The following is a 13,523-nucleotide window of genomic DNA, read 5'->3' on the forward strand; positions in this document are numbered from 1 at the left end:
GGCATGCCTGTCCGAACGCTGGCACATCTGTCGGATCTCCACCTGGACCTGACCCCCGAGAGCGACGCGGCGGGCCGCGCGCTGATGGGAGCGCTCCAGGCCAGCGCCGTGGACCACGTGGTGGTGACGGGAGACCTGACGCACCAGGGCATGAGCGTGGAGTACCAGCGCTTCCGCGAGCTCTTCGCCCCGCTGCTGGATGAGGGGCGGCTCACCTTCATCCCCGGCAACCATGACCGCCCCGGCGACGACGCGGGAAGTCAGTGGATGGAGGGACAGAAGGTGCGCGTGGTGGAGCAGCCGGGGCTGTACCTCGTCTGCGTGGACTCCACCGGCCCGCACAACCGCAACTACTTCGCGAGCCACGGGGTGCTGTCCCGCGCCGAGCTGGACGCGGTGGACACCGCCCTGGCCGCGGCGCCGCGCGGCAGGCTGACGGCGGTGCTGGTGCACCACCACGTGCTGCCGCTGCCCGAGGAGAGCTTCCCGGAGCGGCTGGCCACGATGCTGGGCTGGCCCCACGCGGCGGAATTGCCCCTGGGCGCGGAGTGGGTGTCGCGGCTCCAGGGGCGGTGTGACCTGGTGCTGCACGGCCACCGGCACGTCCCCGGCGAGCGCGTGCTGGAGCCGGAAGCGGCCCGGCCGCTGCGCATCTACAACGCGGGCAGCTCCACGGACCTGGGCCGCTTCCGGGTGTTCCAACACCAGGCTGGCCGGCTGCTCGGCGAGCCGGCGTGGTGCCGCGCCATGCTGTCGGAGCGCCCCCGCACCGCGAGCCACAACGTGCGCCCCGCGCTGCAGTACCTCGTCGGACAGCTCGGCATCGCCCTGTTCTAGGGCCCGCCCGCCCGCTCCCCTGGCAGGCGCCATTTCAGCGCCTGGTGTGAATGATGGACGCCTTCAGCGGAGTTCATCTCCTGTCGGGGGAGGATGATTGGCGCGACTCGCAACGGATGACGGCGCACGAAAGGTCCTGGTCGTCGATGACGACGCGGACTGGAGGGAGTTTCTCCGGCTCAGCCTGGAAGACCTCGGCTATGAGACCTTCGAGGCCGCGGATGGACAGGAGGCGCTGGACACGCTGAAGCGGGGGGACCGCTATGGCGTCATGCTCCTGGACCTGAACATGCCCGGGCTGAGCGGGCTGGAAGTCGTGGAGCGGCTGCCGCGCGGCCCCCATCCACGCATCGTGTTCCTCACCTCGGCGGCGGCACAGGACGTGGGCAGCGCGCTGCTGTCCGGTCCGCACTACTACCTGCCCAAGGGCGCGAGCCGGGATCAACTGTCGCTCCTCTTGCAGTCACTTGGGGAGTGAGCGGCCAGCCTGCGACGGTTAGGGTAGAGGGCCCCTAAAGAGGAGGGCCGTCATCGTCACCGAGCTCGTCATCATCCTTCTGCTGGTCCTGGGCAACGGCATCTTCGCCGGAGCCGAGCTGGCGGTGCTCTCCATGCGGCGTACGCGGCTGCGGGAGCTGATGGATGAGGGCAGCGGCTCGGCGAAGGCCGTGGAGAAGCTCCGGGGAGACCCCGAGCGCTTCCTCGCCACGGTGCAGATCGGCATCACCGTCATCGGTGCCACCGCGGCGGCCTTCGGCGGCGCGAGCATGGCCACCCGGCTGGGCGGCGTGCTGGCGCGGATGGGACTGCCGGAGCAGCAGGCAGACGACGTAGCCCTGGCGGTGGTGGTGGCCTTCGTCTCGTACCTCTCCCTGGTGCTGGGCGAGCTCGTTCCCAAGTCGCTCGCCCTGCGCGCGGGCGAGCGCTACGCGCTGCTCATCGGCCGGCCGCTGCATGGCCTGTCCTGGCTGATGCGGCCGGTGGTGTGGTTCCTCACGGCCAGCTCCAACGTGGTGCTCCGGCTGTTTGGAGACAGGACGAACTTCACGGAAGGCCGGCTGTCGGCGGAGGAGCTGCAGCAGCTGGTGGAGGAGGCCGCGAAGCAGGGCACGCTGGACCCGCACGCGGGGGAGATTGCGTCGCGGGCCTTCGAGATGGGCGACCTGACGCTGGGCGAGCTGATGGTGCCGCGCGAGCACATCGTCGCGCTGCGGCGGCACTCGAGCGCGGAGGAGATCCGCCAGGTGCTGCTGGAGCACGGCCACTCGCGCATGCCGGTGTACGAGGGCGCGATGGACAACATCGTCGGCTACGTCATCGCCAAGGACCTGCTCGGCGTAGCGTGGGAGGGCAACCTCATCGTCCTGGAGGACGTGATGCGGCCGCCCTTCTTCCTCGTGGAGTCCATGCGCGCCATGGACGCGCTGAAGGAGCTGCAGAAGCGGCGCATGCAGCTGGCGGTGGTGGTGGACGAGCGCGGCGGCGTGGCGGGCCTGGTGACGGTGGAGGACCTCGTGGAGGAGCTCGTCGGGGACATCCTCAGCGAGTCGGAGATGCCCGAGGAGCTGGTGAAGCGCGAGAGCCCGACGACGGCGCTGGTGCAGGCCTCGTCGGCGCTGCGCGACGTCAACCGCGAGCTGGGGCTGGAGCTGGACGAGGACCAGGACTACTCGACGGTGGCGGGGCTGTGCATCTCACTCGCGGGCGGCGCCATCCCGGAGCCGGGGACGCGGCTGCGGGCCGAGGGCGGGCTGGTGGTGGAGGTGCTGGAGTCCTCGCCCCGGCGCGTGCGCACCGTGCGCTTCCACCTGCCGCAGCCGCCGCAAGCGGAGGCGTGAGCCTCGCACAGGGCCTGGAAATGAGAGAGGGCCGGAGCCCCGCGTGGGACTCCGGCCCTCTCTGTCACGTCGTCAGTGAATCCGGGTGAAGCGGCTCAGCGGCAGACCTGCGGCAGGACGACCATGTCGTTCAGCGCCTGCCCCGCCACCAGGTCCAGCCGGCCGTCACCGTTGACGTCGCCCAGGTTGATGGCCGACAGCCCCAGCGTCGAACCGCCGATGGCATAGGTCGCGAGGGCCCGGCTGAACGTCCCATCCCCGAAGCCGAGCAGGAACTCCGCCGAGCCATTGCTGCCAGCGTCGTGGAGCACCAGGTCCAGGTGTCCGTCGGCGTTGATGTCCCGCATCCGGTTCATCACCCAGCTCGAGACAATCGCGTTCGTCACGGGCGCCGCCAGGAAGCCGCCGGCCTTGTCGTTCACCAGGGTGCGCAGCGTGAAGCCCGTCGCGACGATGTCCGGCCAGCCGTCCTCGTTGGCGTCTCCCACGCTGAAGTCGAAGGACGAGGTGATGTCTCCCGGGTTTTCCAGGTACGCCTGGGGAGCGCCCAGCGTGCCATTGGCCTGGGCCAGGCGGACCGTCACGCCCGTCCGCATGGGATTGGCGGCGATGAGGTCCGCCCGTCCATCCTTGTTGAGGTCGGCCAGGACGAGGTCGACGGGCGCGAATGTCGAGTCGAGGAGGACGGGTGCCGCGAAACCTCCGCCCGCGGTGCCCATCAGCACGCTCACCCGGTCCGGCGACGTGAGCGCCACGGCGAGGTCCTGCCGCCCGTCCGCGTTGATGTCGCCCACGGCCAGCTCGGAGCCGCTGTTTCCGACACCGCCGATGGGGTAGTAGGCGGGCGCCTGCAGCGAGCCACCCGCGTTCGCCAGGAGGACGGCCACGCGCGAGGCCGACCAGCCGAACGTGATGACATCCGCACGGCTGTCCGCGTTCAGGTCGACGACCTCCGTGGCGTAGGACGGGTTGCCGGACGGGTAGCTCGCCGCCGCCCCGAACGTCCCATTCCCATTGCCGAGCCGCACCTGCGTGGTGTCGAGATGGTCGTTGTAGACGGCATCGAGCCGCCCATCGTTGTTGAGGTCGCCGAGCCGCAGCCGCCGCATGCCGCCCACGACGGCCAGGGGCAGCCCGTCCAGGGAGCCATCACCCCGGCCGCGCATCAGGTCCACCAGCGCCGACGCACTCGGTCGCGCATCGAGCGTCACCACGTCCAGGAGCCCATCCGCGTCCAGGTCTCCCATCGAGGCGAAGGCCGGGGCGCCGCTGAGGTAGGTGACGTTGTTCTCGTAGGTACCGTCCGCCTTGCTGCGGATGACGGAGACACGCCCGCCCGTCCGCGAGGGCACCACCAGGTCCGGGAGGCCATCGCGGTTGAGGTCCCCCGCCGCCACCAGCGCCGGGCTGTTGCCGGTGAGGCGCGTCGTCCGCTGGAAGGTGAAGGTGCCATCCGCGGCGTTGCGCAGCGTCACGATGTCACTGGTGGTGCCGGACAGCACGAGGTCGGTCCACCCATCCCCATTGAGGTCCACCGCCAGCAGCTCGCCTCCGTTGCCGAGGCCCGGCACGGAGACCGCGGCACCGAGCGAGCCCTGCCCGTTCCCCGGCAAGAGCCGCAGGGCGCCCGAGGTGCCCACGGCCGACGCCACGACATCCAGGTTGCCGTCGCGGTTGAAGTCACCCGCCACCACGTAGCGGGGAGAGGCGCCCAGCGGGAAGGCGCTCGCGGCCTGGAACGTTCCATTGCCGTTGCCGAGCATCACCCGCACCTCCTGGGCATTGGCATTCGAAGCGATGACGTCGGGCCGTCCATCCCTGTTCAGGTCGCCCACCGCGACGCCGTAGACCGAGCCTCCGGTGTCCGCCGTCACCGCGGAGGCGAACGTGCCTCCACTCTGGCCCCTCAGCACCATCAGCTCGGAGAAGCCGGTGCGCAGGGCGACCAGGTCCTTGAAGGCGTCGCCATCCACGTTCGCCACCACGATGCGGTCCGGCACGCGGGCCACCGGGTACGCGGCCGACAGCGCCACGCCCGTCAGCGCGTCCGTCTTCCAGACCTGGACCTGCGCCTCACCGGCCTCGCTCGAGGCGCCGACGATGAGCTCCGCGCGGTTGTCCGCGTCGACGTCGAGCAGGGCCAGGGACAGCGCGCGCGGCACCGCGAGCAGCGGCCCCACCGGGAAGCCCACCGACTCGCACGAGATGTCGACGGCGGCGGAGGGCGCGGAGGCCGGGCCCGCACCGGCGGCGTTCGTACCCACCACGGTGAACGTGTAGCCGGAGACCAACGGCAGCCCGTCCACGAGGGTGGAGGTCTGCGTGCCCGCCACGGTGACCTGCACCCCCGCCGGGCTGGACGTCACGGTGTAGCGGGTCAGCGGGCTGCCGCCATCACTGGCCGGAGCGTCCCACTTCACCGCCACCCGCCGCCCCATGGCCGCGACCTTCACGCGCTGGGGAACGCCGGGAGGGCCGAACGGGGTGAAGTTCACCGTCGGGCTCGCCGGGCCCTGCCCCGCCGCGTTCTGCGCCGCCACCGTCACGCTGTAGGCCGTGCCGTTGGTGAGCCCCGTGAGCGTCACCGGGCTGGCGCCCGCCGTCTGCGTCTGGACCAGGGTTCCGCCGGTGGACACCCTCACCGTGTAGCCGCTGATGGCCGCGCCGCCATTGCTCACGGGGGCCGTCCACGCCACCTGCACCTGGGTGTTGCCCGGCGTGGCCGTCACGTTCTGGGGCGCGCTGGGCAGCGTGCGCGGCGTGGCCGAGACGGGCTCGGTCGCGGCGCCCGTCCCCGCGACGTTGGTGGCCGCCACCGTGAAGGAATACGCGGTGCCGTTGGTGAGCCCGGTGATGTTCACCGGGCTGGTGCCCACCGTCTGCATCCGCACCTGCGTCCCGCCGGAGGACACCGTCACCGTGTAGCCGGTGACAGCCGCGCCGCCGTTGTCCGCGGGAGCCTGCCAGGACACCAGCACGTCGGTGCTGCTCGGCTCCGCCGTCACGTTCCTCGGCACGCCGGGGACCGTGCGCGGTGTGACGACGGCGGACTGCGAGGAGACCGCCCCCTCGCCCGCGGCGTTCTGCGCCCTGACACCGAAGCGATAGGGGGTGCCATTGGTGAGGCCCGTCACGGTGGCGCTCGTCGTGGCGGAGTCCTGCGTGCTCAGCAGCGTGCCGGTGGAGGAGTAGACCTGCACCGAGTAGCCGGTGATGGGGCTGCCACCGTCCACGGTCGGCGCCGTCCAGGTGACGGTGACCTGCCGGTCCCCCGGGGTGCCGGCGACGCCCGTCGGCGCGTCCGGAGCCGTGCGCGGCGAGGCCGTCGCCGGGCCAATCGCGAGCCCTTCACCCACCTCGTTCTCCGCGGCCACGGTGAACGTATAGGCCTGACCGTTGGTCAGCGTGCCGATGGTGGTTGAGAGGCTGCTGGTGAAGTCCGTCCGCAGCAGCGAGCCACCGGACGACGTCCTCACCACGTAGCGGCTGACGGCGAGCCCGCCGTTGTCCGCGGGAGCGGCCCAGCTCAGCGTGACACCCTGGTTCGTCGGGCCGGCCGTCAGGTCCTGCGGGGCGGACGGCGCCCGGCCGGGCCGCACGGAGGCCGTCGCCGCGGTGGTGGGGCCCTCTCCCGCGGCGTTGCGGGCGGAGACGCGGAAGGTGTACGCGGTGCCATTGGTGAGGCCCGTCACGGTGGTGCTCATCGTGGTGGACGTCTGCGTCCTCGCCACGCTCGCCCCGGCATAGGCGCGCACCGTGTAGAGGGTGATGGGGCTGCCGCCGTCGTCTGGCGGCGCGCTCCACGCCACCTGGACCTGGCCGTCCCCCCGGGTGACGCGGACGTCCTGCGGAACGTCCGGCACCGTGCGCGGCGTGGCCAGCACGGCCACGGAGGCCGGGCCCTGGCCCTCGCTGTTCAGCGCGGCCACCGTGAAGCCGTAGGCGGTGCCATTGGTCAGGGAGCCGAGGGTGAGGGAGGTCCCCGGGGTCGTCTGCGAGCCCAGCACCGTGGAGCCCGACAGCACCCGCACGACGTAGCCGGTGACGGCATGGCCGCCGTCGTCCAGCGGCGCGGCCCACGACAGCGAGACCTGGCCGTGGCCCGGCGTGGCCACCACGCTTCGCGGCATGTCCGGCACGGCGATGGGCACGATGGGGCCCGCCATGGGCGCGGGGGGACCCTCGCCCCCGGGGCCCACGGCGGAGACCGAGAACTCATAGGACGTGCCGTTGGTGAGCCCGGTCGCCGTGTAGCGCAGGGACGTCCCCAGCTGCACGCTCAGGATGCGGTTGCCCCCGGAGTAGCCCCTCACCCAGTAGCCGGTGACGGGCACGCCGCCTTCCACCTCCGGCTTCGTCCAGGTCAGCACCACCTGCCGGTTGCCCGGCGTGGCCACCACGTCGCGGGGGGCACTCGGAGGAGACAGCGCGGTCGCCCCGTTGGAGCGCTCCGACTCCGGCCCCTGCCCCACCGCGTTCTCCGCAATCACCGTGAACATGTAGGTCAGCCCGTCGACGAGCCCGGTGATGGTGGCGGGAGAGGACTCGGCCGTCACCGTCGTCTTCACCTCGTTCGGCGCGGTGTCGATTTCGAAGACCTTCACCACGTAGCGGGTGATGGGGCTGCCCGAGTCGCTCGGCGCCTTCCACGTCAGCACCGCCTTCATGCTGCCCCCCGTCGCATACAGCTCCGTGGGCACGCCCGGCACTGACTTGGGGACCACGCTCTGCGCCGCCGCCGCGCCGGGCCCGGTGCCCGCCGCGTTGGTGGCCGCCACCGTGAGGGTGTACGGGGTGCCGTTGCTCAGCCCCGTGAGGGTGGCCCGCCGCGCGTCGGCCTCCACGGTGACGGAGTGGTCACCGGGCTGGGCCGTGACGACGTAGCCGGTGATGGGCCTGCCACCGTCCTCCGCCGGCGCCGCCCACGTCACCACCGCCTCGCCGTTGCCCGCCTCGGCCACCACGCCCGAGGGCGCGCCCGGAACCGCGATGGGCGTCGCCGTCACAGCCGCCGAGGCCGTTCCCGTGCCCACCGCGTTGGTGGCCGCCACGGTGAAGGTGTACTCGGTGCCGTTGGTCAGCTCCGTCACCGTCAGCGGGCTGGCCGCGGCCGGCACCGTCCGCGCCGCGACCCCCGTCGCCGACACTGTCACCACGTAGCCGCCCAGGGCCGCGGTCCCCGTGTCCGAGGGCGCCGTCCAGGCCAGCACCACCTGCTTGTCCCCGGGCGTGGCCGTCACCTCTCGCGGCGTCCCGGGGCGGCGGGGCGTCTCCGTGCCGGCATCCCGGGGAACGTCGTCGGGGGGAGGCTTGGAAGGTGAGGAACCGCCACAGGCCGTCAGCGCCACCAGCAGTGCGACGGACAGGACACAGACCTTGCTGCGAGGATGCATGGAAATCCCGGCTCAGCCCCGGCGGATACGCAGCACAGGGGGGCCTGGGAATACCGGACCTCGGGGCGGCACCACAAGGGCCGTCCCGTGCAGGGTCATTGCCGTGAGGGGGGCCGTCCAGCCGGGCGTCCCTCGAACCCGTCCGGTCTGCCCAGGAGGTCCTGGACAGACCGGACGGTGGGGATGCGCGGGATACAGGATTCGAACCTGTGGCCTTTGGCTCCGGAGGCCACCTGTTCGCGCCCGCTTCTTTCGGGTCGGCTCGGTTGTCATGGGAAACGCTCGTCTTTTCTAGGGTTTGCCTTGAGGTGCGTTCGGATGCGCTTGGGTGGTTTGGGTTGGTTTCGGCTTCCGTAGGTGGAAACTAGGTGGAAGCCTTCGAGTCCTCGGGGTTGGGCGGCAGCGGTGCGGCGAAGGCCCGGTCCATCGCGGCCCGCTGTACGTCCAAGTCCTTCGCGTGGTAGTGCCGCAGCGTGGTGCGGATGTCCTCGTGGCCCGCCTGCAGCTGCGCCACGCGTACGTTGCCCGTCATGTCGATGATGCGGGTGATGGCGGTGCTCCGCAGATCCTTGAAGGAGAAGCGGGCGGGGATGGCCTTGGGCCACAACGCGAAGCCACACCGCGGGCACGGGGTAGAGATACCGCGCGCCGAGGCCTCACTGTACCCGCAGCCCTTCCGGCGGCACACGAGTTGGTAGCCCGACACCACCTTGGCGCCCTTGAGCGCCGCCTTGAACCGTGCATGCGGACTGGACGTCGGGAGCTGACCGCCGTCCTCGTAGCAGAAGAGATAGTCCCCGCGCCGCCGCTGCCACATCTGCCGGAGGTAGGGCACCAGCACTTCGGGGATGACGGCCGGGCGTGAGGACTCGGCCTGCTGACGTGATGCCAGACGCTTCGCGCGCTGGACGTGCACGAGGCGACTGCGGAAATCGATGGTGGCCCACGTCAGCCGACGCAGCTCGATGTACCGGAGGGTGAGGTGGGCAGCCACCCAGATGAGGTCCTTCATCCACTGGACGTGCGCCGCGTCACGCACCGCTTCGACCTGGGCCCAGCTCAGCGCCTTCGCGGCCCCCATCGGTACGGCGATGAGTTCCACTTCTCTCACCGGGTTCTTCTCGACGAGTCCATCCTTGATGGCCCACTTGAAGAAGGCGGACAGCGCCATCCTCAGATGGCGCCGCGATTGCTGGCCGTACCCCTCGTCCCTCTTCGCGGCGAGCATGTCCTCGATGTCGGTGGCCTTGATTTGGCCAACGGGAAGAGCGCCGAGCGCGGGCAGGATGTGAAGGCGCCAGCGGGATTCGATGCTCGGGAAGCTGACGTGGTGGCGAATGCTGCGCAGGAACTTCGGCGCCACCTCGCTCAACGGCTCAGAGGTGGGCGCCACCTTCAGGTGGTTGCGCCGGCTCCACGCGACTTCCTCGAGCTCGTTCGCCCGCCGCCGCGCTTCGGTGAGCGTGCGGGCCTTCACCGGACGTTCCACCTTCTTCCCGGTGACGTCCTTGAAGATGGCGTAGTAGCGCTGCCCCTTCTTCCGCACGCCGGCCATGGCTACCCCCTGGCCTTCGGCACTGCCACGGGCTTGCCGACGAGCCACTTCGCGATGGTGTCCGGGTCGAAGAAGAGCAGGCCACCACGCTTCGAATGCGGGATTTCTCCGGCTGCCACCTGGCTGTAGACCCAGTCCTTCGAGCGCCCTGCGAACGCGGCGACGTCGTCTACGCTCCAGTGGTCCGGCGGCAGCTCGCTGCGCGGCACAGGCACGCGCTTCATGCGCTTTCGCGCCCCAGGCGCCGCCGCTTCACTGGCTCGCCCCGCTCTCTCCTTCGCCTCCTCGGCGCTGCCACCTCGTTCATCGTTCATCGCCGCTACCTCAGTCGGACGCATCACTGAACAAAACACTAGGTTTGAAGTGACGCAACTACCCAATACGTTGCGTCCCGGTCCGCGCGGATGCTGGCTGGCAGCACCAGGTGCAACCGCTCGCGCGCGTGTCAGCAACCGGCGCGCCAGATCAGGGCGGATGCTCATCGCGCCCTGCTCGGGCGAGCGCACCGAGGGGGCCGCGACGACAGGCGCCCGCCAGGACGCACCGCAGTGCGTGCAGCGGGGGCGGAGACAGTGCACTCCATGGATGCACCGTCCGGGTTTGGAGATTGGAGGGCGCCAAGCTGGCGCTCAGCTCCGCGTGCGCGGGCGAGCTGCTCTGCGGGGCGACGATGACCGACGTATCCATGGCGCCTCCAAAGACAGGCCTCGCTGGTGGTTAGAGGACACCAGCGAGAACCCGCGGGCACACGTGCAGCACCATCACGTGGTTGCAGGGCCCTAGCTCTGGCGAGACCATCACGTCCGGCCAGAGCATCTTGAAGAACTGCCTGTGGAAGCCCACTGCCTCTAACTCAGCGGGAACTACGAATAACTATGGTTCAACCAGTACTGATACTGCCGGAGGAATTCAAGCCCCTCACCGCGAAATCGAGCGCGGCCCTTCCGTCCCATCATCCCGTACCATGATGGGCGCGTAGCAGGTGTTGTGGTGCTCGAAGTAGTCGTCGCCGCACGGCGGCGCCTTCTTCACCGCTACCCAGCAGCCACCGCTGATTTCATCCTGGTCCTTCTTGCAGGGCGGCTTCTTCTGCCCCTTGAAGGGCCTCTTGGGCATCTCCAGCGCGAACGCGCGTGAACCCGTCATTTCGAACAGCGGCACGGGTGGGGAAACATCAAGGTCATTAACGGCGGCCTCTCCCACGCTGGACGTCAGCGTGGCTTGCCCAGGGGCCGGCGCAGCCACTTGCGGGTCGACCTGGGACGGCACCGGCCGAAGCCACAGCACCCCAAGGAAGCCAGCCACTGCGGTGGCGAGCGCCACATCCTTCCATCTGCGGGCTGCGAGCCGGCGGGCCCGCACCATGTGCCTGCGAAGGCGGCCACGCGCCCGCTGCGCTCGGGTGAGCGGCGGCGAGAGGAGATGTTCACGCGCGTCGGAGCGCTCCAATGCGCTCTCCAACAACTTCGGCATGTCCTCGGCCAATGCGGTCAGCTCCTCGTTCAGCTTGGCCGGCGAGGCGGAAGGTGAAGCGCGAATCACCACAGCTCGGTACGCAGGAGAGTCCGAGGACTTCAGCGAGACCTCCACCGAGGCGCTGGGGTACTGGTCCAGCACGTCAATCGGCGTGGTTGGAAGGAGCTGCGCCGAATCCACGATGGGGCGCGCCACCAGGGCAGCGTCCCCGGTGTGCAGGTCGCGGGCGAGGTACAGGTCCCCGTGCTGAGTCCCTCTCTCAATGCAGCGGCTGAGGTGGTACGGCCCCACCCGGTCAGTCTGCCGGTCATCGTTGGCGCGCGGGCCTCTCTGCTCCCCTCGCCCACCTCCGCGCGAGCCGTCTGACGTACCACCGGCCCGGTTATTCACGCCTGCACGCATGCCCGCTCCTCGGCTGCCAGGACGCTGTGCGTCCGAGCCGGACTGTACCGCCCTTCCCCGACTTCCCCGTCTACTTCTTCGCCTTCGGCTGCGCTGCCTTCTTCACTGCTCGGGCGCCCGGCTTCGGAGCCGTGGACTCCTCGTCATCTTCCAAAGTGTCGTTCTCTGCGACAGGGATGGCGCCGTGCTCCGCCTCATAGGCGGCGAGGCCGCGAACGACGATGGCCCACAGGGCGTCATTCCTCGACACCTTGCGCCCCGTCAGCGGCGAGACAGAGCCAGCCGCACGCTCTCGGTTCTTCACGGCCTGGAGCTTCAACCATTCGCGCTTGGGCAACCTCGCGGGCTTCTGGACGATGGCGTCCAGTGGTCCGCGCGTCTCGAACATCGGCATCACGTCCTCTTTCCGGGCTGCGACGGCGCCCATTCGCGCCTCCTTATGTGGCCTTCGGTGGGACTTCAACGGCGCCGACGACTTATGCCGACACTGATACCTACACACCAACTCTATTTCAACCTTGATTTGATACCAAATATGGTTAACATCTGAGACATAGTTCGGCGGACGGACGGGGCTCCCGGGAGGGAGAGGGGCGACGGGCGGGCGCGAGCGGCACGGGCCGCGAGGACGCTGAGGCGCAGCACCAGCACACAGGGGGCAGCACATGGCTGGAGAGATGACGGAACAGGAGAAGCAGGACGCGGTGAACGCGCTCTTCGAGGGTCCGCAGCGGAAGCAGCGTCCGGCGAAGTGGCCCCGGGCCCTGGCGAAGGAGCTGTTGGCGTCGGTGGAGTGCTACGGCGAGCCGAAGGACTGGCCTGAGGGGCTCTACGAGCTGCTCCAGCTCGCGGTGAAGAACGACCCGACGGACGCGTAGGCCGCCCTGCCTCTTGCGCGAGGCCGCCCGCCGGGAGCGCATCCCGGCCCCACTCCACCGCTGACCGAAGGAGGCGTCATGTCGACGCTGCTGGCGGAGCTTTGCCGAGTAGTCGAAGAGCGTGCGGAGCCGGGCCCCTGGCTGCGCCGGGCGTTGCGCACGTTGGAGTCCCGCGCCGACGCGGCCGGGCTCCGCACCTGGCACGTGGAGCGCGCCGTCTACGGCGCGCTGCTGCTGGGCGCCGTGGTGGCCCAGCACGGCGCGACGCTGGGTGCCACACCCGCGTGGGAGTCGCTGCGCAGCGCGGTGGCCCTGGCCGCCTCCCTCGCGCTGCTGCTGTACGGCGCCGAGCTGGACTCGGTGTCCGCGCGGGAGCGTGAGCAGGCGCAGGCGGAAGGGCGCGAGCCGGTGCGCGTGGAGTGCTCCCCGCGCGCTGCGCAGCTCCGCGCGCTGATGCCCTGGCTGGGGCTCGTGGCACTGGCAGCGGCATTCGGGTGGGTGGGGGCGGTCGCCCTCGGCTGGCGCACCGCCTACCCCCACTGGCGCCGCTGGTACCGGGCCCGCCGTCCGCTGGGCCGGCTCCGGTGGCATCCACAGAAGCCTGCGCAGTGCGGCCAAACCTGCGTCGCCATGCTCACAGGGCAGTCGGTGGAGACGGTATGCGAGCTGATGGGGAGGACGGGCGAGTGCGGAGCGTACGGGCTTCGGATTGCAGTCCAGGCCGCGGGGCTCGACCTCGACCCATCATGCGAGCCGGACGTTCCGCGCATCGGTCGCGCCTTCATCCTGCTCCGTCACGAGGCCGGGAGCGGCCACTGGGTACTGTGGGACGGCCAGCAGGTGCTGTGCCCTGTCGACGGAGTCCTTTCGCGCGAGGCCGCTCTTGCGGCGTGGGACGCCGACGGCTGGCGAGTCGAGGGGCACCACCAGGTCTGGGACGCGGTGCGCTTCCCGCTTCGGCCGGCCGACGTTGAGTACTACCGCGAGCAGGGACGGGCGGTGTCGCCGTGAACGGTCAGCCCCTGAAGCGGAGCTCGGAGGACGCGTCGTGACCTGCGCGACTCCTGAGCCCGTCGGCGAGTTGGGCGACGTGTGCAGGCGCCTCCTCGCGCTGGCACCGTGGTGGCGGCCGAATCTGGTGGAT

Annotated in this window: 10 protein-coding genes; 5 read left to right on the forward strand and 5 right to left on the reverse strand. The window is 70.4% G+C overall.

Annotation, left to right across the window (positions count from 1 at the left end; all coding sequences use genetic code 11):
* Positions 1 to 3: 3 nt before the first annotated feature.
* From ACX9TP_RS31045 to ACX9TP_RS31055, 3 genes are all read left to right on the forward strand, one after another.
* Positions 4 to 837, forward strand: a complete 834-nt coding sequence (locus ACX9TP_RS31045; RefSeq protein WP_482974248.1) for a metallophosphoesterase family protein — start codon at positions 4 to 6, stop codon at positions 835 to 837.
* A gap of 97 nt (positions 838 to 934) precedes the next feature.
* Positions 935 to 1,315, forward strand: coding sequence for a response regulator (locus tag ACX9TP_RS31050; protein ID WP_482974249.1), 381 nt, complete (start codon positions 935 to 937; stop codon positions 1,313 to 1,315).
* A 79-nt stretch (positions 1,316 to 1,394) separates the two neighbouring features.
* The gene (locus tag ACX9TP_RS31055) at positions 1,395 to 2,675 is read left to right on the forward strand and encodes a hemolysin family protein (RefSeq protein WP_482982249.1); all 1,281 of its coding nucleotides are present in this window, start codon (positions 1,395 to 1,397) and stop codon (positions 2,673 to 2,675) included.
* A 95-nt stretch (positions 2,676 to 2,770) separates the two neighbouring features.
* Here the strand turns inward: ACX9TP_RS31055 and ACX9TP_RS31060 are convergent, their stop codons facing one another.
* From ACX9TP_RS31060 to ACX9TP_RS31080, 5 genes are all read right to left on the reverse strand, one after another.
* On the reverse strand, positions 2,771 to 8,068 hold the full coding sequence (locus tag ACX9TP_RS31060; RefSeq protein WP_482974250.1) for a fibronectin type III domain-containing protein: 5,298 nt from the start codon (positions 8,066 to 8,068) through the stop codon (positions 2,771 to 2,773).
* A gap of 364 nt (positions 8,069 to 8,432) precedes the next feature.
* Complete coding sequence (locus ACX9TP_RS31065; RefSeq protein WP_482974251.1) at positions 8,433 to 9,623, reverse strand: tyrosine-type recombinase/integrase; 1,191 nt, start codon at positions 9,621 to 9,623, stop codon at positions 8,433 to 8,435.
* A 2-nt stretch (positions 9,624 to 9,625) separates the two neighbouring features.
* Complete coding sequence (locus ACX9TP_RS31070; protein ID WP_482974252.1) at positions 9,626 to 9,847, reverse strand: helix-turn-helix domain-containing protein; 222 nt, start codon at positions 9,845 to 9,847, stop codon at positions 9,626 to 9,628.
* A gap of 694 nt (positions 9,848 to 10,541) precedes the next feature.
* Positions 10,542 to 11,294 carry a hypothetical protein gene (locus tag ACX9TP_RS31075; protein WP_482974253.1) on the reverse strand — a complete coding sequence of 251 codons (753 nt, stop codon included), beginning with the start codon at positions 11,292 to 11,294 and terminating at the stop codon, positions 10,542 to 10,544.
* Positions 11,295 to 11,571: 277 nt separating this feature from the next.
* Positions 11,572 to 11,928 carry a hypothetical protein gene (locus tag ACX9TP_RS31080; protein ID WP_482974254.1) on the reverse strand — a complete coding sequence of 119 codons (357 nt, stop codon included), beginning with the start codon at positions 11,926 to 11,928 and terminating at the stop codon, positions 11,572 to 11,574.
* A 238-nt stretch (positions 11,929 to 12,166) separates the two neighbouring features.
* On the opposite strand from ACX9TP_RS31080, the gene ACX9TP_RS31085 reads away from it, so the two are divergent.
* On the forward strand, positions 12,167 to 12,379 hold the full coding sequence (locus tag ACX9TP_RS31085) for a hypothetical protein (protein ID WP_482974255.1): 213 nt from the start codon (positions 12,167 to 12,169) through the stop codon (positions 12,377 to 12,379).
* A gap of 78 nt (positions 12,380 to 12,457) precedes the next feature.
* Positions 12,458 to 13,390 (forward strand): hypothetical protein, encoded by a 933-nt coding sequence (locus ACX9TP_RS31090; RefSeq protein ID WP_482974256.1) that lies wholly within the window; start codon positions 12,458 to 12,460, stop codon positions 13,388 to 13,390.
* Positions 13,391 to 13,523: the final 133 nt, after the last annotated feature.

The organism is Pyxidicoccus sp. M15 (genome assembly GCF_056858435.1).